We start from the raw sequence: 25,140 nt of genomic DNA, 5'->3' as shown, positions 1-25,140 counted from the left end.
GAAGTTGATCTGCATGCAAGATGATCATATTTTCAAGAAAATTATAAATCTTGTGTCTTGAAAAAGGTGGGGGAAAAAATATAATATTGGAATTAGAGCATAAACTTCTGATATTAGATCATAAAGAAGTTTACACTTCATAGAGGGATTGTGAAGCCGCCTAGGCGGAATTTTTACAAGGGGAATGAGGGATAGGGGAATGGGAGTGCAGGCCGCGGAACGGGTACAGCAGCTACAACGTGCTGCTCAAATCATTGATGGGCATTTTGATCTGTTGATGGATGTGGAGATTCAGCGATCACGAGGACGAAAACGGGTGATCGAGACAGATTATCTGCCTGCATTTGAACAAGGCGGTGTCAAAACGATTGTTGCCGCTATCTTTGTAGACAACGAGTTTTTACCGGAAATGGGTCTGCGCAAGGCATTGAATCAAATTAGCGCCATGCATGAGGAAGCTTTAGAGTCCTCTGACAAAATCATGCTGTGTAAAACAATGGAGGACCTCAACACTGCAAGAGAGCAAGGAAAGGTCGCTTTTATTTTGTCATTGGAAGGCGCGGAACCGCTTTCAAATGATCTAAGTCTGCTGCGAATTTTTTATGAGCTGGGTGTGAGGCTGCTTGGACTCGTGTGGAGCAGACGCAATTACGTCGGGGATGGCAGCTTTTTTTCTCCCGTTCGCGAGGGGAAAAAGGGAGGAATTACAGATTTCGGTGTGCGCTTAATTGAAGAAGCAGAAGCCATGGGGATGATTATCGATGTAAGTCACCTCAATGATGAAGGCTTCTGGGATGTGATGGAGATCGCGAAAAAGCCGGTGATTGCGTCTCATTCCAATTGCCGCAGTCTCGCGAATTCCATGCGCAATCTGACCGACGAGCAGATTAAAGCACTCGCAGTACGCAACGGCGTTATCGGAATGAACGCAAATAACTTCTTTACTGCCGACAGTGACGAGGAAGCAAATGTCAACTCGTTACTCAATCACGTTGATTATATTGCAAAGCTGGTTGGGGCCGAGCATGTCGGTCTTGGTCTTGATTTATGCGATGACTTCATGAAATACGTCTCGCCAGAAAGCCTGAAGCATGCGCCTCGTAAGCCATTTGATGTGGTCAAGGGACATCAATCCGTACCTCAGTTGACGACAGGACTTGTCGAACGCGGATATACAGATGAGCAGATCGAAGGAATTTTAGGAAAGAATTTTGAGCGTGTATACCAGGACGTTTGGAAGTAAAAGCAATGCTTTTCAATAAAAAAACCGTGATGGAGGAATCGATTCATGGCAAACGAAAAATGGATTTCTACCTATGAGACATTCGTTGACAAATTGGTCCTGGAAGAGAAGGTACCGGGTGTGGCGATTGGCCTTGCCAAAGACGGAGAGCTTGTTTATGGAAAAGGTGTGGGCTATCGCAACGCTAGTGAGCAGCTGGAAGTAACACTGGATACCATTTTTGGTATCGGTTCGATCACCAAATCGTTCACCTGCATGGCTATTATGCAGCTGCAGGAAGCAGGGAAGCTGTCCGTCCATGATCCGGTTATTAAGTACCTCCCTGAATTTCGTCTAAAAGTCGGCGATGTGGTTGAGCAAATGACCATTCATCATTTAATGACCCATTCGGCTGGTCTGCCACCTATGTCTACACTGGCGGCAGCACTGAAGCGTAGTATTGAGCTTGATCCTGAGTTTGAACACAATGAGCAGGATAAATACAGCCTTGCGAAGATCGTTCCTGTCGATACGTACGCTGAACTGTTTGATTATATGGCTGAGCAGGACTTCGAATTACTCGGAGCTCCGGGCACCGAATTCAGCTATTCTAACGAATCTTATGCCATGCTTGGCGTGATCATCGAACGCCTCAGCGGTAAATCTTACGAAACGTATATGAAAGAACACATACTGGAGCCAGCAGGAATGAAGGACAGTGTTTTCTTGCTGAATGAGCTGGATGAGTCAGCGACGATTACCTCTATCTATGCTGCCAAAACCAAGGACGGAGAGAAAGAAGTGTTCCTCTCAGACAACTGGTGGGATGCACCAGCCATGCGTGCTGCTGGATTTCTCAAATCGACTGTACGAGATATGTTGAAGTACGCGGACATTTACCGCACGGGCGGTCTTGCTGGCAACGCACGGATTTTGACAGAGGACAGTGTTAAGCAGATGGTGACGCCTTTTATTCAATGCGAACAGGGTTGCTACTACGGCTACGGCCTAATGATTGCCCCAGATTATCATGGCACACTTTTGGTCGAGCACGGCGGCAGCATCAAAGGAGTTCAAGCACAAATGCATGTACTTCCAGAAGAAGGCATCACAGGTATCGTACTCACCAACCTCGTTGCATCACCTGCTACGGCACTGATGAACGGCGCAATCAATGCATTTGCGGATCGCGCAGTTGATGCATCTCATATGCCTGAGAACGATTACGAGGTTCCTCTTGATCGGGTGGAGGACTTTACAGGTGAATATCATTCCAATGAGGGCTCAAAGCTCACGATTATCCAGGAAGACGGAGCCTTCAAGCTCGTAACGGAGGATAACCAATCAATGCTGATGAAACCAATTGGCGAAGACCTCTTTTTAGTCAAACGCAGAGGATCGGCAGCGACTGTTCGGTATATCAGGGATAGCAATAATAACGTGATTCGCATCAGCTTTGGTTTCCGCCAAATTCCGAAAGCAGCAAAGCCGCAGCCTGTTTAATTCGAGTCACATGTCACGTAACCAACAACTGTTGATAAAAGGGAGCGATGAGAAATGAGAACAGTAACTGCAGCAGACATTTACAAGTTCCAATGGCCGAGCAAGCCTACAATCTCACCAGATGGTCAGCACGTTGTATACGAAAAAACCGTCGTTCGAAAAAAGACAGATGATTATGAAACACAGCTTTGGCTGTCTGATGCACAAGGGCAAACACGTCGTGTGTTAACTTCTACTGGTACACGCAATATCTACCCAGTGTGGTCACCGGATAGCAGGACGATCGCCTTTCTTTCCAACCGAGCTTTTGGAACGCAGCTCTGGCTGCTTTCACTAGATGGTGGTGAAGCACGTCAAGTAAGCCGTTTTTGTCAAGGGATCAGCTCGATTTCTTGGGCACCAGACGGAAAGACCATCTATGGAATAGTCCCTGTTGCACAAGGGGCAAGTATTGAGGTCTACGATGCCGAGGTGACAGCCAAAGAAGCAAATGAGCGCATCGATCAGGAAAACAGGCAGTGGGTGAACGGCCCTAAACGCTTTGATCGACTGTACTACAAGCTCGACGCTGCTGGTTTGCAAAAGGCTTTTGTACGTCAAATCGTTGCCATTGATATCGAAACAGGTTTGCACACACAGATCACGGACGGTCCTTACGATATTTTTGAACCGACTGTTTCGCCAACCGGAAAGCATATCGCTTTTATCGCCAATTCAAACCAGAATGAACAGCAAGCTTTTGGTGGACAAATTTATCGGGTCGCGATTGACGGAGGGGATGTGGAGCTTCTCTACAAAGGGCTCCGAGTTTCGTACCTCTCTTATTCTCCAGATGCAAAAAAACTGGCATTTGTCGCAAGCAATATCGACCACAAAGAGATGTTTGTCCTTCCAGCTGGTGGGGGAGACCCGGTTTGCCTAAGTAATGATTTTCCCGATACCCTGACTGATCTCACTTTCACCGATATGCGCTCTCTGAGGTACACGCCAGTGCCAAAGTGGTCCGATGACAGTCGCTATGTTTTTGCACTGAGTACCCGCCAAGGAAAAAACGAGATTGTCCGTTTTTCCACTGAGGATCGCAATTCGCCCGCGGTTACTGTTATTGGCGGAGAACGCACGATTTTCCATTTTTCCTATGACGGGAAAGAGACAGTTGCTATCGCTTACTCAACCGTGCAGCACCCTGGAAAAATAGCTTCGGTGAAGCTTTCACAAGCAGCTGAAGTGGTAAGAAAGCTCAGATCACCGAAAGAAGAGTTTTCGACCGAATATGAAGCTATTTTTCCTGAGAATGAAGTGCGTCTGGATGATTGCAATGATGAGCTCTTGGCTGAGCTTACTGTCTCTCTACCGGAAGCATTTTCGTATACTTCCGAGGATGGCTGGCAAATCCAAGGGTTTGTGCTGAAGCCAGCAAACCTCAAGCCAGGTGAAAAATATCCGGTACTCTTGGACATCCATGGTGGCCCACACTCCATGTTTGGCTATACATTTTTCCACCAAATGCAGCTGTTTGCCGCAAATGGCTACGCTGTCGTTTATACAAACCCGCGCGGCAGTTCGGGCTTTGGCGCAGAGTTTACGCATTCTGTCCATGGCGATTACGGCGGCAAGGACATGGCTGATATTTTGAATGGACTGGACGAAGCAGCCAAGAGATACGATTTTATTGACAGAGAACGCGTAGCTATTAACGGGCTTAGCTATGGCGGCTTTATGGTGAACTGGCTCGTCACACATACTGATCAGTTTTTTGCCGCTGTTTCAGAAGGCTGCATCTCCAACTGGATTTCCATGTACGGAACGAGCGATATCGGTCCAGACTTTCTGGATATGGAGTTCCTCGGCATGACGGACCTGGAAACCCTTTGGAAGTTCTCACCTTTGGCCTATGTGCAAAATGTAAAAACGCCGCTGCTGCTGCTTCATTCTGATGATGACCTGCGCTGCCCGCTTGAACAGGCAGAACAGTTTTACACGCATATTAAAAAGCAAGGTGGAGAAGTGGAGCTGCTTCGCATACCACACTCCAGCCATGGGGTTTTGCAAAACGGAATCCCTTCCTTGCGACAAGCGCGATTGGAAGCCATGTTTGAATTCATTAACGCTCGGTTGCCTGTTTCGAAAGAGCAAGCTTCTCTGGCAAACGAAAAGTGAGAGACGAGAGGAGAACCACTATGAGCTTAGAGCAAAAATTGCTGGACGTGATAAGTGATGTATCTGGAACGTTTGGTGTCGCCGTCAAGCACCTACAAACGGGAGAAGCAGCGAGTATCAACGGCGATCAGTTGTTTCAACTAGCCAGTACATTCAAAATTCCAATTCTCGCAGCCTTATACCGGGACGTGGAAGCAGGCAAGCTATCCCTGGAGGATCGAATCAAAATCACCGAGGAAGATATGGTCCCGGGTTCTGGTGTGTTGCAAGAGCTACATTTAGGCGTGGAAGTAACCGTTAAGGATTTAGCCATGCTCATGATCATTGTCAGCGACAACCTGGCGACAGATCAACTCCTCAAGCTGGTAGGAACTGATCAGGTAACGGCGTATATGAGAGAGCTGGGTTTAGCAGATGTTCACATCCATCATAGCTGCTGGGATCTGCTTAGCCTGTGCGTAGGAATGGAGCCATCAGCTTATTCACAGCAAGCGCTTAACCAAATAAAGGCATGGCAGTTTGATCCAAGCAGTATCGTTTTTCAGGCGGACCCGCGTAACAACGTCGGTACCCCGGTAGATATGGCAAAGCTAGTAGAGCTGATTGCGCTAAAAGAACTGATCTCTGAGCAAGCGTGCGATGGCATGCTGGATATCCTCTTCCGTCAGCAGTTTAACAGTCGGCTGCCTTATATGCTCCCCGGCAAGGCCAAGGTTGCGCATAAGACGGGTACACTCAGCAGTGTCGTCAACGATGTCGGTGTTGTCTATTTGCCGGATAACAAAGGGGCTTTCTCGATCGCGGTCCTGTCAAAAGACAACCCGTCGATGGAAGAAGGAGAGCGGACGATTGGTCGAATAGCAAGAGCTGCATACGATCATTTCGTGAACGCATAGCTGGACCCGTTTGGGATCAAGACAACGATTGTGGAGCCGGGCATTTTCCAAACCGAATTCATGGGCAACTCCCGCATACTGGCAGAGTCTTTGCCGGAATACAAGCCGATCTACGATGCCTTCGATAAGAGCTATGCAGATGTGAAAAAGGGAGATCAGCAGAAGGCCGTTGAAGCCATTATCGCCATGGTTAAAAGTGATAACCCACCTGTCCATTTCCCGGTAGGATCAGTAGCCACATATGGCATTCGCGATGCTTTGCGCAAACGTATTGATGAAATAGAGGCATGGGAAAAGGTTTCCCTAATCGCTGAATAAAACGAGCAAACTATGAATGCAAAATGAAAAGGCCGCCAATTGGCGGTCTTTTGACTGAGCGTGCGTCTAATATTTTTGATGCAGCAAAAGAGGGGAACTGGCAGGGGCAAATAAAAGCTACTTGCATATGAGGACCAACTGTTATCACAGAGGTTGGTCCCCAAGGACGGCGTAATAGCTGGTCAATGACCATTTTCGAGGCAAAAAGGATTGACGATGTAATTTTACAGCAGTGACCCAAGACAAATCCTCCACGTGAACATTGGATGCCCCTGCCTGTCGCCAGATTTCGGCAGCCTGCTCTGCATGCTTGATATTCGATAAGGGAGTGGCTTCTTCAGACGAGAACAGCAGCTTCCCTTTATGGGAGCGGGAATCAACGCCGAAAAAACGGCGAAGGGCAGACTGCTGTTTGAACACTCGACTCCGGTTGTCCAAGCGCCGCAGGCTATCGATGGCGGCAACTCTGCCACTGGGGCCGACCAATTTACCCCAAGCTTGCACAGCTGCTAGGGGATTGGGGAGAAGCCAGATTAAATTGCGACTAATGACTGCATCGACTTCGCCTGGCTCAATCGGCGGTTTCACGGCATCTCCAATCCGAACCTCTGCATGTGGGAAGTGCTCCAGACGTTCAGTAGCTAGCTTTGCGCGACTCTCTGCATTTTCAATCGCAATCACTTTGTAACCAAGCGAGGCAAGATGCTCGGCCATAATTCCGGTTCCACTGCCCATGTCAGCAACACAACGAATCGTTCGTCCCTCTGCAGGGTTTTTAAGTAAAACAGGGATAAGAGAAAGCCAGATAGGGTGTTCTCGAAAACCTGCGCTACCCCCGAATCGCTCTTGCTCACGCAGCGTTTCCACTTTACCCCGATTGTCCCAATACTGTTGAATTTTATGTTCGATTTCTTTCATTCGAGCAAGTGTCCTCCTTTTTGAAACAACACAACATTCTCTTAGTTTCTTTGCTTGGCTCTTTGCCACAATAGAAAAAGGAAGTATGGACCTCCGATGACGGAAACAAGTAAACCTGCTGGTATTTCAAGTGGTGGAAGCATGCCTCTTCCCAACGCATCCGCAATCAAGATAACCAATCCACCGAGCACAGCAGCAGTGGGGATCAGAATCCGGTGCCTAGAACCAACTAATTTTCTGGCTGCATGAGGCGTAATCAAACCGACAAAACCGATTGTTCCAACGGCAGAAACAGCAAGCGCGGTCAGCATAACCGCAATAGCTAGAAAAAACATTCTTGTTCGTTCGACACCCACACCGAGATTTTTGGCTAAGGGATCACCCAAGCGAAGGACATCGAGGCGCAGGCCCAAATACCACACAATGGGAATGAGGATGACCAGACCAGGCAGCATTTGCATGAATTGGGGCCATGATCTTCCCCATAAGCTTCCCCCGAGCCATATAAGAGCGGAGCTGACATTCGATGTTGATTTGGAAATGAGCAGTTGGATGCCAGAGGAGCAGAACGCACTTACGGCTATTCCCACCAGTGCGAGGCGGACTGGAATAATCCCTTTTCGATAGGCGAGCAAATAAACGGCTATAGCAGCCACAACCCCACCACCAAAGGCAGCCATTGTCAGGAGAGGGGGGAACTGTCCTGGAAACAGAATGGTGACAATAACAGCAGCCAGCCCGGCACCACTTGTTAGCCCCAAAGTATCTGGCGCAGCGAGTGGATTTCTCATCACGCTTTGTGCGATAACTCCTGCAACGGACAGGCATGCTCCGGCTGCTAACGCTACTGCTACTCGGGGCAAACGATAGCTGTAAATGAGATCACTGACCTCCGGGTTGCCCATTCCGATCATGGCAGACAGAATATCTGTAAATCCGATAGCTGCACTTCCCAGCTTCATACTTAGGACTGCACTAGCGCTTGTCAAGATAAGCAGTAAAGCCAGCACGGCGAAGTTGCGATTTTCACTCTTCCGATTCATTCCGCCGCTTCCTTCCTGCGTTTTCTAGCCAAATAAATGAAATAAGGAGTCCCGATAAGGGCAGTAACGACACCCACTGGAGTTTCAAATGGGAACATGACGTACCGCGAGAGCAGGTCTGCTGATAGCAAGAGTATCGTACCGAATAAAGCAGACAGTGGCAGCACCTTGCGATAATCGTTTCCAATCAAGTATCGGACCATATGGGGTACAATCAGGCCGATAAAACCGATGGGGCCAGCCACAGCCACCGCGGAGCCAGCAAGCATGATGACAACCAGTGAGATGAGACCTCTTGTTCTCTTGATTTTTTGCCCAAGACCACTTGCCATTTCATCACCCAGGCTTATTACAGAAGCGGCTCGCCCCAGGGTAAATGCCGCTAGCAGAACAGGAAGACTCCACAGCAAAAGTGTTTGGACATGCTCCCATTTTCGGGAGGCTACTGATCCTGCCAACCAAAATAAAATGCGATCCATTTGTGTTTCATTAAAAATAAGCATCATTTGTGTAACAGAAGACAGCATGAGCTGAATGGCTACTCCGGTTAAAGCCAAATTGACAACGGGATGATTCCCCCGGAAAGCAGAGGACATCCCATATATGAGCAGCGCGGCAGAAATCCCACCCGCCAAAGCGGCAAAAACAGTTTCGTGAGCGGTTACATGCGGTACAAGTACAGTCAGCATCACGACCGCTGTTGATGCTCCCGCATTAATACCGAATACACCAGGGGAGGCGAGAAGATTGCGGGTGATGGCTTGCATGAGGGCTCCAGCAACCGCTAAATTGGCACCGACAAACATCGTTACAATCAGCCGGGGAAAACGGACCGTATTCATGATGACATGATCCCGGGAGCCGTCATTGTATACAAGAGCCTGCACCATTGTGGCGAGGCTCATCCTCCTTGTCCCGAGTGCGAGTGACAAATAGGCACAAAGGATAAGCAGGAGCAGACCTGCGATCCAGATCCAAATGAGACGGCTTTTTGATTGATGTTCTAGGGATGTGTGAAGTGGCCATTTCCCCAAAGTAAGTTCCTCCCCTGACAGGCAGCTTTCGGCACAAGATTAGACTATTTGACGATGTCTGCTTCCAACTGCTCGATAATTTGATTCGCACCTTTTATACTTCTGCGAAGAGACCATGTATAGCGGTTCACATCAAACAGCTGATTGTTTTTTACAGCCGAGAGTTCGTTCCACAGAGGATCTTCGAGAATAGGTCGGTTTCCTTTGGCATCTTTTTTATCTACTTCACCAGACATAAGAACAAGAATATCGGGATTGATCTCCAGAAATTGCTCCACGGTCATTTTGATATTTCCTTTTTCTTTTTGTCCGGCAAAAGAAGGGACATCATCGAGTGCATAACGATAGCCGACCGTTTTTAAGAGCTCAGCCGTAAAAAAGCCAGTATTGCGGACTGTAATTTCGGTGTCTGTGTTTCCTACCAAAACGATGCTTTGCTTGTCTTTGGTGACTTTTGCCTGTACCGCTTGAAGCTTTGCTTTATGCTTGGCGACTACATGTTGCATTTCGGCTTTATTGTTTACAGCTTCACCAATGGTCAAAGCAGTCTGGATCGTCTCTTCATAACCGGCTTCAAGGTTGTTCAAGGCAATCGTTGGTGCGATTTTGGACAATTGATCATATACACTGCTATGACGACTTGTATCAGCAATGATCAGGTCAGGCGACAAAAGCTTGATCTGTTCCAAGCTTGGTTGGGATCGCATTCCGACGGAGGTATATCCTTTTATTTGTGTCAGAGCATCTTCCAGAATCAGACTTGACTTATTGTCATCAGCTACACCGATCGGTTTTATCCCCACATCGAGCAAGGCGTCGATAAAGCCCAATTCCAGTACGACAATTTTTTGCGGTGTACCGTGGATGACGGTTTCGCCCAAATCATGCTTGATGGTTCTCGTGTCTGCATAAGCATCGTTAGATGGGGCAGCAGCCGCCGGTGTAGAAGTCTCTGAACTTGCGGGAGTGCTAACAGCCCCGCAGCCTGCTGCTAGGATAGCGATCACGAACAGCAATAGAAAAGCTAGCGGATTTTTTTGTAGTACCATAATTTCTCCTCCAAACCTAATTGGTTATGATAATCACTATCAGTGATGGTAGAACATACGGAATAAACAATCCATGGATTATCACCGTTTTTTTGTGCATGGATTATCTTTGGAAGGCTCTTTTTTATTCGAATCATGACCTCATGACCGGGTGAGCAGAAACGTTGCTTTTTTTAGCTGCATTTCAATGGAGTTTGGCGCATATACGATCCACTGATCCCAATGCAGCGTGAATACCTTATTGTTTTTGACTGCCGGATGCGAGTGCCACCCTGGGTATGTTTGCAGCTGCTGTAATTTTTGCCGAGCTTCTGCCGCTGATCGTGTCACCAAAAACAGGTAGTCTGAGGAGTAGTCAAGGATGGATTCCAGCGTGACCCCAAGCCAGTTCACTTCAGTGCCCGGGGACCGATTGTCTAAAATGGATTGCAGGCGCTCAGGTGGCCGCAGACCCAGGGAACGATAGAACACATGTCCCATATTGCGATCGCCATAGATGCGACATTGCTCGCCAAATGCAGCACAAATCGTAACAGACACATCACCAGCAGTGGCTGCTACTTGTTTTCTTGCCTTCTCAACAAGCTGTTCATGAGTTTGAATCCAATCCGAGGCTGCCTTTTTTCGATCGATCAGCTCGGCAATTTCTGTCAGATGGCCGAAAATATCCTTTTGCAGCCAAGGGATGACGATAACTGGGGCGATATCTCCGACATTCTCCCGAGCTTGATTGCTAATATTTTCCTTGCAAACAACCAAATCAGGCTGAACCTGTAATAGAAGCTCCCGTCTCATATTCCAGGATTCGGCACGCTCCAGTGGAACAGGGACCCTGTCGGTAATCCTCTGGAAGCCTTTCGTGATTTGGGCAGCATGAGGTACAAAATTAAGCGTGAACAAATGATCCGTAAACGCATAAGAGAGGGGAACGACATTGCAGTAAGCGTTCTGTTTTATGTAGATAGAGGGAGCCACTCCATATTGCTTTTTGAATCTGCGGCTAAAGTAAAACTCGTCCTTATAGCCCACCTGACGGGCGACATCGCTCACTTTTTCATTCGTCCGAATAAGTATTTCCTTTGCACGATTCATCCGAATGGCAGTTACGTACTCTATCGGAGCTCTTCCCATTTTTTGCTTGAACAAGGTGGAGTAGTAGGAGGGGTGTACGCCCGCAATCTTAGCCAGCTTGTTCAGCATAATGGGTTTATCATATTCCTTCTGGATATAGTGAATGGACTGTTGAAATGAATGATCCTCTGATGAAGGGAGCTTTTCTATCATTTTTGGGCGCAACAATTCCAGCGTCTCATATAAACACGCATGCTGACGCAAAAAACCGAGCTCGCCATCATGATGATTTTTGTCCATTTGCTTCATGAGTCGTTGGATACCGGAATAGGAACAGATGGGTAAGGCACCTTCAAACGGCAACGTCTCTACCTTTTTATAGGTTCGCGATTGCGCACTCGTCGCTGACAGCTCAAGCATCTCAAAGGTAATACAATGCACGTGGAGCTCATTTTCCGCCTCACTGCTCAGGTGCAAATTCAATAAACGAGGGAATAAGAGGGCATGGGTTCGCGACAATGGATAAGTGTGCTCGTTGACTACGAGTTCCCCTTTTCCTTTACTGACAACAAGCAGTCGGAAATAATCTGTCGCTGGCAAATGCAGAGGATTGGCAGAATCGAGTCTTACATGTTGATAGTCTGTACATTCGAAGAGGGTAGGTGAAGCCGCGATCGTATCATTTTCTGTAAACATGTTTCCTCCAAAAAGCCCAAGAATCGTGGATGATCGTTATCGTTAAGAGAATAAAAGAAAGTATAACGATAATGATTTTCATTATCGCATACATGATAAAAAAATTCTGTAACGTTTTTACCGTGATGTGCGTTTAGCAAAATAATGTATAGTTGTAAAATAGAGAAATTTCTATGTGTGATTTTGAAGGAGTGCTACCTTGGCATGAGCAAAATACTGATTGTAGACGACGAAGCGCATATCCGCGAGTTGATCAGCCTTTTTTTACGAAGCGAAGGGTTTGACATTGTCGAGGCTACCAATGGGACTGAGGCCTTCTCGATAATAGAGAGTACGCCCATTGATCTTGTCATCCTGGATATAATGATGCCGCACATGGACGGCTGGGAATTGTGCACAGCGCTGAAAGAGCAGTATCCGGACATTCCCATCCTCATGGTGACAGCAAAAGGTGAATCCGCGCAAAAGGTAAAAGGCTTCCAGCTTGGAACCGATGATTACGTAACCAAACCGTTCGATCCGCTTGAGCTTGTCATGCGTGTCAAGGCTTTGCTGAAACGATACCGAATCGCTTATTCACAGACCATCCGGCTGGGTGGGATCATATTGAATCGGCTTACCTACAAGATCATGCGAGGTGAGGAGGAGCTGACACTGCCTTTAAAGGAGTTCGAGCTGCTTTTTAAGCTCGCCAGCCATCCCGGTCAGATTTTTACCCGTGAGCAATTGATTGTCCAGATTTGGGGGAGGGATTATGAGGGCGATGATCGGACGGTAGATGTCCATATCAAAAGATTGCGCGAGAGGTTTGCGAACGACACTGACCATTTTCGGATTGAAACAGCCCGCAGCCTTGGGTACCGTTTAGTGGTGAATGCATGATAAAGACGCTGTATGTTCGTCTGGTGCTTACCTTTTTGGCTGCCATTGTCATTGCGATCCTCTTCTCCTCTCTCATTAGCCTTGCCCTTTACGAGAAAGAACTGGACCAGCTTCAGAGAAACGAGATGATCTCCATTGGCGAGAACATTCTTCGTGTCTACGAGCAGACGAGCTTTCCTGATTTGCATACATTCACCAAAAACATAGAAGCGCTAACTTCCAACCCAGTGCTGCTCTATAACGCCACCGGGAGATTGATTACAGAGGATAGGAAGCACACAACGATCCCTCTGGAAACGGTTCAGAAAGTTCTTACAGGTCAGACATACTTACCGTCAGAAAATGCGGATTTGGAATTCATCGGGATGCCCTTGTCAGTAAAGGAACAGCCCTATGCTTTGTTTTTATTGCCTTCCTCTAAAAATGAAGAGACAATCCTGTGGTTGTTTTTTACAGTCCTGCTTCTCGTCCTGATCATCGGGAGCATCTGTATCCTCATTGCGGCCAGATATTTGGTAAAGCCGCTCAAAGCTCTGACACAAGCGACCAAGCAGCTGGCGAGAGGAAAATTTGATGTCCATTTGAACATAAAACGTTCAGATGAACTCGGAGGGCTGGCCCAAAGCTTTAGTCAAATGGCAGGGGAGCTGAAGCAATTAGAGCAGATGAGGCAGGATTTTGTTTCGAATGTGTCGCATGAAATTCAAACGCCGTTAACGTCGATCGCAGGGTTCGCCAAAGCCTTGAAATACGAGCATTTGGTTGCAAAAGAAAACCGCGATTACTATCTGGATATCATCCTGGCCGAAAGCGAGAGGCTATCCAGGTTGAGCGATCAATTGTTGAGGCTCGTCTCGCTCGAATCAAGCCATCATCCATTCGAAGCCACAACGTTCCATTTAGATGAGCAAATTAGACAGGTGGTAGTCAACTGCGAGCCGTTGTGGTCCGCCAAAAATATTCGGATTGATTTGAAGCTGCCCGCCCCCGTCAAAATCACAGCTGATGAGGATCAGCTCAATCAAGTCTGGATGAATTTGCTGGGAAACAGTATTAAATATACGCCAGACGGCGGGCGAATCAGCATCGTACTGATGCAAGCTGCAGATGAATATGCGGTCACGATTGCAGATACAGGTATCGGGATCACGCCGGAGGATCTCAGTCAAATATTCATACGCTTTTACAAAACGGACCGCTCACGCAGCAGCAAAGGAAACGGTCTAGGGCTTGCGATCGTAAAGCAAATTATCACGAACCATCACGGAAGCATCGAAGCCAAAAGCACGATTGGGCAAGGAACAACGATTACGGTTTCACTCCCGGCAGACTGCATCATTTTCAAATAAGATCTCGGTTCACACTCCGTTCATATTTCTCGTCTAAGCTTTGCGCAGATTTGAAATTTTGACGGGAGGAACCGAAGCATGCGTTTTTTGATAGACTTCATCACTTCATTTACTTGGTTCACGATCTTGGAAATGATCATCATTCTCATGAATCTGGTGGCTTTGATCGGATACGCTGTTCCCAAATCTAAGCCTCATCGATGGCTTGATTTTTTGCCGAGTATAGCCTTGATCGCTATGATTGTCAGTATTTTAACCGGGAATATCACTTTGGTCTCGATTGTATTCTACGGACTAACACTGATTCTTTTCTTATGCACAATGTGGAAGCTGTTCAAGCGTAATCCCGCTGCTCCCAGGTTCCATGTAGGTAAGAGTGTGTTGTGTGTATGCGGGGTGATTGCCATGCTAAGCACATTCATTTATGCGGGTGAATTCAGGTATAATCCGACGAGTGAGCTCAGTGATTTAAGCTATTCGCAAGCTTTTGTGCAGCTGAACGAGCGGTTGTCAAAGGAGTATCCATTTGGCGAGTGGAAAAAAGTCAACTGGCAGGAATTGAAGGAGAAGTATGAGCCCCTTTTTAAAAAGTGGGAGGAAGAAAAAAACAAAAATGCCTATTACAAAACATTAAGAGAATACCTCTATTCTTTTCGGGATGGGCACATCAAAATCGTCAATGAAAACTTGTACGAGGATAATCCGCTCTTTAAAAGCGAGGTTGGAGGCGGCTTTGGCATCAGTACGATTCAGCTGGATAATGGCAAGGTGTTGGTGAATCTGGTATTACAGGGCAGTTCTGCTGAAAAGAACGGGATAAAAGTAGGTGCCGAAATCATTACCTGGAACGGAAGTAAAGCACAGGATGTTTACAGGCGTACCACCTGGAGCGAAAATCCTATGGCTACCGATGGGGATGCCAGATTTAATCAGGGAAGGTTCATGGTCCGTGCACCGATCGGAACAGAGATTTCGGTAACATTTACAAATAGGGACGAAACACAAATTCGTACAGCCACACTAAAAGCTGAGGATGACAATTACGAGACCTTAAAGAAAACGCGATTAAAATTGAAAAAAGAGGACGATCCAATCGAAGCGAAAATCTTAGAGAATGGATACGGTTATGTGAAAGTGAGATACTTTCTGCCCTCTGAGACAATGCCGAATCCAGGAAAGGTAGTTGAGGAGAAAGTAAAAGGGTTTAACGATCAGCACATAAAGGGCCTAATCATTGATCTGCGGGATAATCCAGGCGGAAATGATGACTTGGTTGCGGACATGGCAGGTTTTTTGGTACCGAAGGAAATGATTTATGAAAAAGTCAGCTATTATAATCGCCTGCTCGGTACATTTGAGATCAATTCCTTAGAAACGCGAACAATTACGCCTGTGGCACCACATTTTGAAGGGAAGATTGTCATTTTATTCAACCATCGCACAACAAGTTCGGGTGAGGGCCTGCCGATTCTATTAAAAGGATTGCCGAACGTGAAAAATGTGGGCTTCACGACAACGAATGGCTCATTTGGTGTAGTCAGCAGTCCGATTGAAGTCGAAATGCCGGAGGGGTACATGGTTCGCTTTCCTGATGGAAGATCCTTAAGTGGCGATTTCGTCATTCAAGGGGATAGTGATCATGCTGGACATGGAGGGGCAATCCCAGATGTTTTCATTCCGCTCAATGAAGAGACCTTTACAGAAAAATATGTTCATGGAAGAGACGTTGAACTGGAATATGCCCTCAAAGTATTGAAGGACTTCGCTCATTAAGCAAGCAGGTTGATGGACGTGAAAACCACCTGATGGGTGGTTTTTTCGTTTCCGCTTTTTCGTTTCCGCTTTTTCGTTCATACTCCGTTCATAGTTCTGGCCTATTCTCGAAAGCGAACGATATGGAAGAAATAATAAAAATACGGAAAGGAAATGAATTCTATGAAGCTATTTCACAGTTGTAAAAATAAGTGGCAAGTGAGTGCTTTAACCCTTTTTCTCACGCTCGGAACGATATCATCCGCCTTTGCGCAGCCAGTCAGTACAGCTGCGAGAGGACCCATGGAGCCGAAAGAGGTGGAGGCGTTTGCGGATCGTTTTTTTGAACGTGAGGATATCAGACAATTTCAGGCACCTGGAGCGGCGGTAGTCGTTGTAAGAGATGGCAAGGTCGTATTGCAAAAAGGATACGGATATGCGGATATCGCAAAGAAGACACCTGTTGATCCGGAGAAAACGGTATTCCGGTTAGGCTCGATTGCCAAATCGGTTACGGCAACAGCGGTGATGCAGCTTGTCGAGGCGAAAAAAATCGATCTGCATAAAGACATTCAAAACTATATGGGAGATATTCCTATAAATAATGCCTTTGACGAGCCGCTTACCATGCACCACCTGCTAACACATACGACGGGTTATGATTTCACCGAACCTAAGCTAGGTGATATCAACGGTGATTTGAGTAAAGTCACGCCACTAAAAGAGTACGTAGCGAAAAACATGCCGACCGTGATCAGAAACCCAGGAGAGTCCTAAAACTACGATAACTTTGCCTCCATGCTTCAAGGCTATATCGTGCAAAATGTATCCGGGATATCGTTTGAGAAATATATGGACGGGATGCTCCAATTACAAGGGGTACCACACATGGAAGTAAGGCTTGACGGGAATACGGATTCCTGGGCTGTGGATAGCGTTATGCTGATCGTTGCACTCGGACTATATGGACCAGAAGTCACCCAAAACACGGATGGCTCGATTGATTACCAATCAAAACAACCCATGCTGCGGCAGGAGGCAGCCATTCTAATTGCAAAAGCTCTCCAGCTATAGTCCTTCTATTAAAATGAAATGCACTATAGGTAAACAGCATCAGCCAGAAGTATAATAGTGGAAATGGTAAGAAAATCCACAATGTGCGAGGGTACAAGAAAGTGAGGAGGATCATGAAAACGAAGCTCTTACTCGTAATTAGCCTGCTCTTCCTGATGAGCGTACTGACTGGTTTTGATTCGAATTCAACCAGTTCCCTGCAACAAACATTTCAAACGAAGCTAGTGCCTGTTTCCCAAATCGAGCTCCCCACAAAAACAATCATCGGATTTGGTGAAGCCACACATGGCAACAAGGAATTTACGACGCTAAAATTAGATATTTTCAAGTATCTGGTCGAAAAACAAGGATATCGCGTCTTTGCCATTGAAGGTGATTTTGGCGGGGGGCAAAAAGTCAACGAGTACATTCTAGGTGGCAGCGGAACGGCGCAAGCTGCTGCAAAAGCAATCGGCTTTTCCATCTACAATACGGAGGAAATGGCGCAGCTAATCGCATGGATGCGAACCTACAATGATCGTTCGGACAACAAGGATAAAATACATTTTTACGGCTTTGACATGCAGCGCTATGACCATAGCAAAAACGCGTTATTCGCATACATAAAAAAAGTCGACCCGGCGCTTGCTGCAACGTACGAGGCTGCTTTGTCGAATTTGAATGACAAAACCGTGTATGATCAAAATCAAGCGATTGTTCAGGCTGGGCTTACTCATAGTAAAACCTTACTGGAGCGGATGCGAGAAAACAAATCCGCGTATATTGCCAAAAGCTCAGATAAGGATTATGAATTGGCTCTTGTCTACGCGGAGTCAATCAAACAAAACGCTACTCTGCAATCAGCAAAAATGAACTATGGCAATATGCGCGATACATTTATGGCAGAAAAAGTAAAATGGATATTGTCTTATGAAAAGAAATACTTCGGGCGTGAAAAGCTGTTCATAACAGGACATAATGGTCATATTGAGAAAACATCCTCTTCCATGGGCATCACGACTTGCATGGGAGCGTATCTTGCCAATGCATTTGGGGACAACTATTACGCGATCGGAAGTGAATTTTACGAGAGCTCCTTTCTCGCGAATGACGCCACTACCAATGAGCGAAAAGCGTTTTATGTTAAAAACAGTGGAAGCAATCGTCTGGCATCCCTGTTTGCAAACACAAACAAGCAGAATGGATTCCTGGACTTCGCAAAAGCAAAACAGGATGAAAATTTCACCGCTTATCTCCTTAAACCGCAGCCTATCAGTGCGATAGGAGCAGTCTTTAGCGGTTTATACGGAAAAATGGAAAAGATGTATACACTACAGATGACTCCCGCTAAAGCGTTTGATGCCATTCTTTTTGTCCGAACAGCTACACCTTCAACCATGCTGGTGAATTGATCAGGAGCATGGCTCGTTCCATCTACATGAGAGAATGCCCTTGTCAAACAGGCAAAAGGCATTCTTTTTCTTTTTTTGAAAAGGAGAGGGGGCATCCATAAGCTTCTTTTCAAGCATACTTGTATCGTTCATAATAAGTATTTATCCTGTTTCTTTTTTTGGTTATGTGTAGGGGGTGGTCATATTTGCGGCAATTAGGTTTGCTTATGATATTTGTTACGTTATTTCTGTTCACTTGTTTGCCTGGATCGGCAAAAGCCGAGGAAGAACGCTTGATTCGAGTCGGCTTTGACAAGAGCTTGCCCCCCTTATCGTATTTGGATAAAAACGGAGAGGCAGCCGGTTTTGACATCGATATGATCCGAAAAATAGCTACATTGCACGGATATCAGATTCAATTCATTCCACTGGAGTGGGAGGATACGGTTAGTCAGCTAAAAGCAGGACAACTGGACCTGGTCGTAGGCATGAAATATACGAGCACACGTGATACCTTCTTTGATTTCAGTGACTCCTATTTGACGATGGCAGACGCTCTCGTCGTTCCGGCGACAACCCGAGATATCACCGGGATGAATGATTTGAGAGGAAAAGTGGTAGCAGTCCAGCGAGATGATGCAGGAATCTCCCAATTAGAAAGTATTCGGGGTGGCAAAATGTTGCTGGCCTTCAGTCAGCCAGATGCGATGGACATGCTCTTTTTAGGGAGAGCGGATGTTTTTCTGGGGAACCGGTGGACAGCGGAATATGTCCTCCAGAAAGCGAATGTGCAGCAAGACTACCGGCTTCGCACGGGTCTCATCCCGCCATCCGATTATGCCTTTGCTGTGCGAGAGGGCAATTATGAGCTTCTAAACAAGCTGAATGAAGGATTGGAGGAGCTGCATCAGAACGGCACGTACGAGCTTTTGTATTCGCAATACCTGGAGCCTTATAACGCTTTGGCCATCGATTGGTGGCGCAAGCTGGTCTACGGATTGCTTGTCGTGATGGGACTCGTAGTGATCGTTTTGGCAGGGAGCTTTCTTTGGAACAAACGATTGCAAAGAGAGGTCAGGATTCAAACAGCTGCTTTGGCAGACAGCTTCGCTTTTCAGAGAAAAGTGCTCGATAGTGTGGATAACGGAATCCTTTCATTTGACCAAACAGGTCGAATTACCTTGATCAACCATGCTGCAAAAAAATTGCTGGGAGTAGAGAACCGGCAAGCGGAGACATTTGTTAGGGACTGCCTGCCCCAATTGCCAGTTCAGGAGGCTCTGAAGCTGGGAGAGAGGAACATACTCGAAGGCGAGCTGCGTTTAGGAGATGGGACTGGAAGAATCGTTTATTACTATATCGCCACGTTATCGAACAGCTTAGGAGCGCAGGTAGGCGGAATTCTTTGTCTACAGGATCGTACTGAGCAGAAGCATCTGCAAGCCCGTTTAATCGCACAAGAAAAAATGCGCGCTCTTGGAGAGCTGGTAGCAGGTATTGCCCACGAAATCCGTAATCCGTTGACTGCGATCAAAACCTTTACAGAGCTGCTTCCTAAAAAGCTGGATGATACACGTTTTCGGGCCGAGCTCCTGGAGCATGTCCCGGAGGAAGTCGCCAGAATGAATCGGATTATTGAGGACTTGCTTGATTATTCCAGAGAAAAACCGGTCCAACAAAAATGGGAGAAGCCTTTGGACCTCGTTCAATCTGTAATGGGACTGTTCACCAAGCGGATAGAGAGCGAAGGAATACGAGCTGTGGTTGACATTTCGCCAGAATGGGTAGTGTTCGTAGATCGTGACCGAATCAAACAGGTACTGATCAATTTGATCCTTAATGCCATTGAGGCCATGGCAGACTCACAGGAAAAGCAATTGACGATTCAAGCGAAGCAAGACGGTAAAAAGGTCTGTCTGGCTATTTCCGATACGGGCTCCGGGATAGCGCGGGAGGAATACCTTCAAATGTTCCAGCCTTTCTATACGACGAAAAGTCAAGGAATTGGGCTTGGCCTGTATATTAGCCAGAAAATCATGCATGAGCATGGCGGAGAGATTGAAGTGAAAAGTGAAATGGGGAAAGGCACTATGTTTCTATTGCAGTTTTGCGAAGGGGGAGATTGCTAATGAACATTTTGATTATTGATGATGAACGTGCGATCTGTTCCTCGCTCTCGTTTGCACTTGAGGATGTATATGGCGTCCTAACCGCTTCGGGACCTGAAGAAGGACTCAGGCTACTGGATGAAGAACCGATAGACGGCATCTTGCTTGATTTGAATTTGCGCGTAGCGAACGGGATCGATCTTCTGCGGGTAATCAAGGAGAGAAAGCCGGAGGTAGTTGTCATTATGATGACAGCGTATGGATCGATTGAATCGTCCGTAGAGGCGATAAAAGCAGGAGCCTATCATTACTTATCCAAACCGCTCAATTTAGACGAGGTAAAGCTTTTGCTTAGCAAGGCCTTCACGTTTCAACAGCTTCATCGCCAGGTGCAGGCTCTCAGCCACGCAGTGCGGCAACAAGAAACCTATGCGGGCATTATTGGCAAGAGTAGTGCCATTCAGAAAGTATTTCAATTGATTGAAAAGGTAAAGGATATTAATTCCAATGTCTTGATTACGGGAGAAAGCGGTACAGGCAAGGAGTTAGTAGCCCGCGCGATTCATTTCCAGGGAGGACGGCAGAAGCGTGCTTTTTCGGTCATCAATTGTGCGGCCATACCTGAGCTACTGCTGGAAAGCGAGCTTTTTGGGCATGAAAAAGGAGCATTCACTGGCGCCTATCAGAAGCAGCAAGGGCTGTTTGAGCGATCCGATGGCGGCACGATCTTTCTGGATGAGATCGGAGAGATGCCTTTGTCGCTGCAAGCGAAAATATTGCGGGTCATTCAAGAGAAGGTCGTGACTCCAGTGGGCTCCCAGCAGCCAAAGGAAGTAGATGTACGGATCATTTCCGCAACCAATCGCAACCTGCAGGAAGAAGTGGCGAAAGGGAGCTTTCGAGAGGATCTGTACTATCGCTTGAATGTCATTCCGATCCATCTGCCACCTCTTCGTGAGCGCAAGGAGGACGTGCCGCTTCTCATTGAGCATTTTTTAGCGTTTTACTCAGCCAATATGGGAGTCCGTACGAAATCATTCAGTCCAGAGGCAAAACGCAAGCTGTATGACTATACCTATCCCGGCAATGTTCGCGAGCTTTCCAATATGCTGGAGTATGCGGTTGCGCTTTCTGAGGAGGAAGTTATTCACCCTGACGATCTTCCGGAAGCCGTTCGCGGAAACCGTGCCACCCCTACAAGAGGGCATGCAAGTGAAAGCGGACTGTTGATTCCAGAAGGACTGACGCTTGCAGAAGCAGAAAAAATGTATATTCTCTATACGCTTGAGAAAAATGAGAGGCATCGGTTGAATACAGCCAAGCAATTATCGATAAGTGAGCGGGGATTACGGGAAAAGCTGAAGCAATATGCAAGAGGTCCGGAATGAGAAAAATCATCCATTGGATTGTGCTAACTTTTGCTGTGGGAGTCGTGGCGAGCGGCTGTGACCATAAACCCGAGCAAATACCTGTGCCCTCCGACCAAGAGCAACCGTATGTGACGATAGCGACGGGCGGTGCTTCCGGTCCGTATTATACGATTGGAGGAGCATTGGCCAAGGTGTATAAAGACAAGCTTGGTTACAATGCTGCCGTGAGGTCCACAGATGGCTCAGTAGAAAATGTACACCTCCTGGAGGGAGGAAAAGCGGATGTGGCTTTTGCCATGTCAGATGTTGCTTCTTTTGCGCTTGGAGGAAAGGAAGGCTTTCAGGCAAACGGTCCGGCGAAGCAGATGAGCTCAATGGCAGGACTTTATTTGAACTATGTGCAAATCGTCACGTTAAAAGATCGTTCGATTCACTCGGTGTATGATCTAAAGGGCAAACGGGTAGGCGTCGGTGCCCCGAATAGTGGGGTAGAGGTTAATGCTCGCATGATCTTGGGGGCGCATGGCATCACGTACAAAGATATTAGACCAGAATATCTCTCTTATGCTGAAGCAATCGAGCAATTGAAAAACAATGCGATTGATGCTGCTTTCGTTACGTCCGGACTTCCCAATTCGGCAGTTCTGGATCTGCAAAGCACGGATGAAGTTGCAATCGTACCCATCCAGCCTGAAGCCGTCGAGCAGCTCACAAAGCAGTTTCCGTTTTTTGAAAAAGTACAGCTTCCGGCAGGGATTTATCAAAACGACATGCCTGTCCCGACAGTGGCAATTCGCAATATCCTGCTCGTGCGTTCTGATTTAACCGATGCACAAGTCTACAAGTTAACCAAGGCTTTTTTTGAAAATCTGGATGTTCTGCAAGTGGCGCATGAAGCCGCCAAGCAAATTGACAGGCAGGAAGCGGGGAAGGATCTCGTTGTTCCACTCCATCCTGGAGCTGAAAAATATTATTCAGAAGCGGCAAATGCATCTACTCATGCAGAATAGGAGGAGAAAAAGTCCGATTCGATCATCGTACCCGGCAAAAACTTCCGTGTTAAGCGGATTTTTTTGCCGGTTTTTTTCGTGCACTGATTGTTTTCTCTTTCATCAAATAAGAACCCTTGTTTTAAAAACATTCGGTTGTATCAAAAAATTCTTTGGTAAATAAGGAGTCTACTAAGCTGGAAACACTTAAAGAGATTCCAATTACAAAGAGTTGGCATGTAATTTGCTTGTATACTTATGCGATCGCAAGCTGAAACCGGTTACATTCTCTTGGAGAACAGTATGGTTTCTGAAGAATAACGACAACAAGGAGGATTAAGAGTGAATCAAACGAATGATCGCGCAAACACGCGACGCATCACGGGAAACATTTTTAAGGGTTCGATCGGTAACCTGATCGAGTGGTATGACTGGTACGTTTATTCGGCTTTTGCCGTGTATTTCTCGTCTGAATTTTTCCCAAAAGGAGATACGACGAGCCAACTGCTCAATACAGCCGCAATCTTCGCCATCGGCTTTTTAATGAGACCACTCGGAAGCCTGCTGATGGGGCGCTATGCTGACCGTCACGGCAGACGTGCTGCCTTGACTCTGTCCATCACCGTCATGGCAAGCGGTTCACTGATTATTGCACTAACTCCAGGTTATAGTACCATTGGCATTTTTGCTCCTATTATTCTCGTACTTGCACGTCTGTTACAAGGCTTATCACTTGGTGGCGAATATGGTACATCTGCTACGTACCTGTCCGAAATGGCGAGCAGTGGTCGCAGAGGCTTTTATTCCAGCTTTCAGTATGTAACCCTAATTGCGGGTCAGCTGTTGGCTCTGGGTGTTCAGATTATTCTCCAGCAAGTACTTAGCGAAGCCGACATGCATACGTGGGGTTGGCGTATTCCATTTGTGATCGGTGCTCTTGGGGCATTAGCTGTACTATGGCTGCGCCGTTCGATGGACGAATCCGAGCAATTCACGAAAATGGAGAAGAAAACAAAGGAGAGTGCTGGAACTCTTCGCGCACTGATGAAATATCCAAAAGCAGTGCTGACCGTAGTTGGACTTACACTAGGTGGAACGATTGCTTTTAATACGTACACAACTTATTTGCAAAAATTTATGGTGAATACCGTTGGTCTGCCGAAGGAAACCGTTAGCTGGATCAACTTCACGGCCCTGCTCTTATTTGTAGTGCTCCAGCCAATCGCCGGCATGCTTTCTGACCGAATCGGGCGACGTCCGCTCTTGATGGCATTCGGTATTCTTGGAACGCTGTTTACGGTTCCGATGTTCCTTTTGATGGAACAGACCAAGAGCCCTATGGTTGCTTTCTTGCTCATGATGGTGGGTCTGATTATTGTCACAGGCTATACCTCTATCAACGCCATTGTAAAAGCTGAGCTGTTCCCGACTGAAATTCGTGCCCTTGGTGTCGGATTCCCTTATGCAATCACCGTTGCTGTATTCGGTGGAACAGCGGAGTTCATTGCCCTTGGACTGAAAAATATCGGATCGGAATCTCTCTTTTATTACTATGTAGCGGGCTGTATTGCGATTAGCTTGATCACTTACTGGCGTATGGGGGAGACTTCGAAAGCATCTCGTATTGAAGCCGAGCTCAATTCCAACAAAAGTGCCAACTAATCTAAGTACGTAAACGAAAATGAACAAAGCCAAAAAAAGACGCGTAATGCGTCTTTTTTTCGTTCGGGTGACCGTGCTTACAAGGTATGACCAATCTGATAAGCGTCATTCAATAAGGTGGCATAGTGTGCTTGCGCTGATTTTGTACATTCTCATTGAATTTCCCGTAGGTATTGTACATAAAATGCACGGTTGAGTCGTTTACACCGGTATATTGCGCCAATCCCACATTTAAGTGTTGCTCCATCATGACATGATAACTGCGTTTTTCAAATTGAGACTGCGTCTCGCCGACCAAAGCGATCCATCTTATTTTTTGAACGGGCAACTTGGCTGGACCGTAGGCAAAGCCGTAATTCCACACCCGATCGATATATCCTTTCATAATGGCAGGCACGCTGTACCACCATACAGGGAAAATAAACGCGATGGCATCGCTTGACCGAATCCGTTCCATTTCGTGCAGCACTTCGTTCGAGTACTTTTTATCCGGATTACACCAATCAGGTTCATCCTCCGGGTACAATACGGGATTGAACCCATCTACATACAAATCAGCGATTTCGAATTGATGCCCTGCTTCACCCAATCCTTCAGTAAAACGTTTCATCATGCTCGTGGTGAGTGAGTCTGTTCGGGGATGGGCAACGACAACCAGTATTTTCATAGAGGGT

General features: G+C 46.7%; 21 protein-coding genes. 15 read left to right on the top strand and 6 right to left on the bottom strand.

The window, feature by feature from the left end; translation table 11 throughout:
- The first annotated feature begins 199 nt into the window (after nt 1-199).
- From ADS79_RS17740 to ADS79_RS17720, 5 genes are read left to right on the top strand one after another with little or no spacing between them, the layout of a single operon-like run.
- Nucleotides 200-1,243, top strand: a complete 1,044-nt coding sequence (locus tag ADS79_RS17740) for a dipeptidase (RefSeq protein ID WP_049739737.1) — start codon at nt 200-202, stop codon at nt 1,241-1,243.
- Nucleotides 1,244-1,288: 45 nt separating this feature from the next.
- Entirely contained in the window at nt 1,289-2,725 is a 1,437-nt protein-coding gene (locus tag ADS79_RS17735) for a serine hydrolase domain-containing protein (RefSeq protein WP_049739736.1), read from the top strand.
- A gap of 54 nt (nt 2,726-2,779) precedes the next feature.
- A complete protein-coding gene (locus ADS79_RS17730) occupies nt 2,780-4,885 on the top strand; it encodes a S9 family peptidase (RefSeq protein ID WP_049739735.1) in 2,106 nt (701 codons plus the stop codon).
- Between the two features lie 20 nt (nt 4,886-4,905).
- Nucleotides 4,906-5,781, top strand: a complete 876-nt coding sequence (locus ADS79_RS17725) for a serine hydrolase (RefSeq protein ID WP_049739734.1) — start codon at nt 4,906-4,908, stop codon at nt 5,779-5,781.
- Nucleotides 5,782-5,811: 30 nt separating this feature from the next.
- Nucleotides 5,812-6,099, top strand: coding sequence for a Rossmann-fold NAD(P)-binding domain-containing protein (locus ADS79_RS17720; protein ID WP_049739733.1), 288 nt, complete (start codon nt 5,812-5,814; stop codon nt 6,097-6,099).
- A 144-nt stretch (nt 6,100-6,243) separates the two neighbouring features.
- Here the strand turns inward: ADS79_RS17720 and ADS79_RS17715 are convergent, their stop codons facing one another.
- The 5 genes from ADS79_RS17715 to ADS79_RS17695 all read right to left on the bottom strand — a co-directional run bounded on the left by ADS79_RS17715 (nt 6,244) and on the right by ADS79_RS17695 (nt 11,910).
- Entirely contained in the window at nt 6,244-7,017 is a 774-nt protein-coding gene (locus ADS79_RS17715) for a class I SAM-dependent methyltransferase (protein WP_049739732.1), read from the bottom strand.
- A 41-nt stretch (nt 7,018-7,058) separates the two neighbouring features.
- The gene (locus tag ADS79_RS17710; RefSeq protein WP_049739731.1) at nt 7,059-8,060 is read right to left on the bottom strand and encodes a FecCD family ABC transporter permease; all 1,002 of its coding nucleotides are present in this window, start codon (nt 8,058-8,060) and stop codon (nt 7,059-7,061) included.
- On the bottom strand, nt 8,057-9,094 hold the full coding sequence (locus ADS79_RS17705) for a FecCD family ABC transporter permease (protein WP_049739730.1): 1,038 nt from the start codon (nt 9,092-9,094) through the stop codon (nt 8,057-8,059). The genes ADS79_RS17710 and ADS79_RS17705 overlap by 4 nt, the downstream gene beginning before the upstream one ends.
- A gap of 44 nt (nt 9,095-9,138) precedes the next feature.
- Nucleotides 9,139-10,143 (bottom strand): ABC transporter substrate-binding protein, encoded by a 1,005-nt coding sequence (locus tag ADS79_RS17700; protein WP_084765979.1) that lies wholly within the window; start codon nt 10,141-10,143, stop codon nt 9,139-9,141.
- A gap of 141 nt (nt 10,144-10,284) precedes the next feature.
- Nucleotides 10,285-11,910, bottom strand: a complete 1,626-nt coding sequence (locus ADS79_RS17695; protein ID WP_049739729.1) for a helix-turn-helix domain-containing protein — start codon at nt 11,908-11,910, stop codon at nt 10,285-10,287.
- A 204-nt stretch (nt 11,911-12,114) separates the two neighbouring features.
- Between ADS79_RS17695 and ADS79_RS17690 the strand changes: the two genes are divergently transcribed.
- The 10 genes from ADS79_RS17690 (at nt 12,115) to ADS79_RS17645 (ending at nt 24,466) form a co-directional block, all read left to right on the top strand.
- Entirely contained in the window at nt 12,115-12,792 is a 678-nt protein-coding gene (locus tag ADS79_RS17690; RefSeq protein ID WP_049739728.1) for a response regulator transcription factor, read from the top strand.
- Nucleotides 12,789-14,141 carry a HAMP domain-containing sensor histidine kinase gene (locus tag ADS79_RS17685; RefSeq protein WP_049739727.1) on the top strand — a complete coding sequence of 451 codons (1,353 nt, stop codon included), beginning with the start codon at nt 12,789-12,791 and terminating at the stop codon, nt 14,139-14,141. Before ADS79_RS17690 ends, ADS79_RS17685 begins: the two co-directional genes overlap by 4 nt.
- Nucleotides 14,142-14,219: 78 nt before the next feature.
- Nucleotides 14,220-15,914, top strand: a complete 1,695-nt coding sequence (locus ADS79_RS17680) for a S41 family peptidase (RefSeq protein ID WP_049739726.1) — start codon at nt 14,220-14,222, stop codon at nt 15,912-15,914.
- Between the two features lie 162 nt (nt 15,915-16,076).
- Nucleotides 16,077-16,670: a serine hydrolase domain-containing protein gene (locus ADS79_RS17675; RefSeq protein WP_049739725.1), complete on the top strand. Its 594-nt coding sequence runs from the start codon at nt 16,077-16,079 to the stop codon at nt 16,668-16,670.
- Between the two features lie 111 nt (nt 16,671-16,781).
- Complete coding sequence (locus ADS79_RS17670; RefSeq protein ID WP_141260990.1) at nt 16,782-16,967, top strand: hypothetical protein; 186 nt, start codon at nt 16,782-16,784, stop codon at nt 16,965-16,967.
- A 113-nt stretch (nt 16,968-17,080) separates the two neighbouring features.
- Nucleotides 17,081-18,358, top strand: a complete 1,278-nt coding sequence (locus tag ADS79_RS17665) for an erythromycin esterase family protein (RefSeq protein ID WP_049739723.1) — start codon at nt 17,081-17,083, stop codon at nt 18,356-18,358.
- 185 nt (nt 18,359-18,543) lie between these two features.
- Nucleotides 18,544-20,466, top strand: coding sequence for a transporter substrate-binding domain-containing protein (locus tag ADS79_RS17660; RefSeq protein ID WP_236700024.1), 1,923 nt, complete (start codon nt 18,544-18,546; stop codon nt 20,464-20,466).
- Nucleotides 20,466-21,833 (top strand): sigma-54-dependent transcriptional regulator, encoded by a 1,368-nt coding sequence (locus tag ADS79_RS17655; RefSeq protein ID WP_049739722.1) that lies wholly within the window; start codon nt 20,466-20,468, stop codon nt 21,831-21,833. The genes ADS79_RS17660 and ADS79_RS17655 overlap by 1 nt, the downstream gene beginning before the upstream one ends.
- Nucleotides 21,830-22,825 carry a TAXI family TRAP transporter solute-binding subunit gene (locus ADS79_RS17650; RefSeq protein ID WP_049739721.1) on the top strand — a complete coding sequence of 332 codons (996 nt, stop codon included), beginning with the start codon at nt 21,830-21,832 and terminating at the stop codon, nt 22,823-22,825. Before ADS79_RS17655 ends, ADS79_RS17650 begins: the two co-directional genes overlap by 4 nt.
- Before the next feature lie 321 nt (nt 22,826-23,146).
- The gene (locus ADS79_RS17645) at nt 23,147-24,466 is read left to right on the top strand and encodes an MFS transporter (protein WP_049739720.1); all 1,320 of its coding nucleotides are present in this window, start codon (nt 23,147-23,149) and stop codon (nt 24,464-24,466) included.
- Between the two features lie 109 nt (nt 24,467-24,575).
- Here ADS79_RS17645 and ADS79_RS17640 read toward each other — a convergent pair whose 3' ends face one another.
- The gene (locus tag ADS79_RS17640) at nt 24,576-25,133 is read right to left on the bottom strand and encodes an NAD(P)H oxidoreductase (protein WP_049739719.1); all 558 of its coding nucleotides are present in this window, start codon (nt 25,131-25,133) and stop codon (nt 24,576-24,578) included.
- Nucleotides 25,134-25,140: the final 7 nt, after the last annotated feature.

The organism is Brevibacillus reuszeri (assembly GCF_001187725.1).
Taxonomy (GTDB): Bacteria; Bacillota; Bacilli; order Brevibacillales; family Brevibacillaceae; genus Brevibacillus; species Brevibacillus reuszeri.
This window is presented reverse-complemented; position numbering and strand designations above follow the sequence as displayed.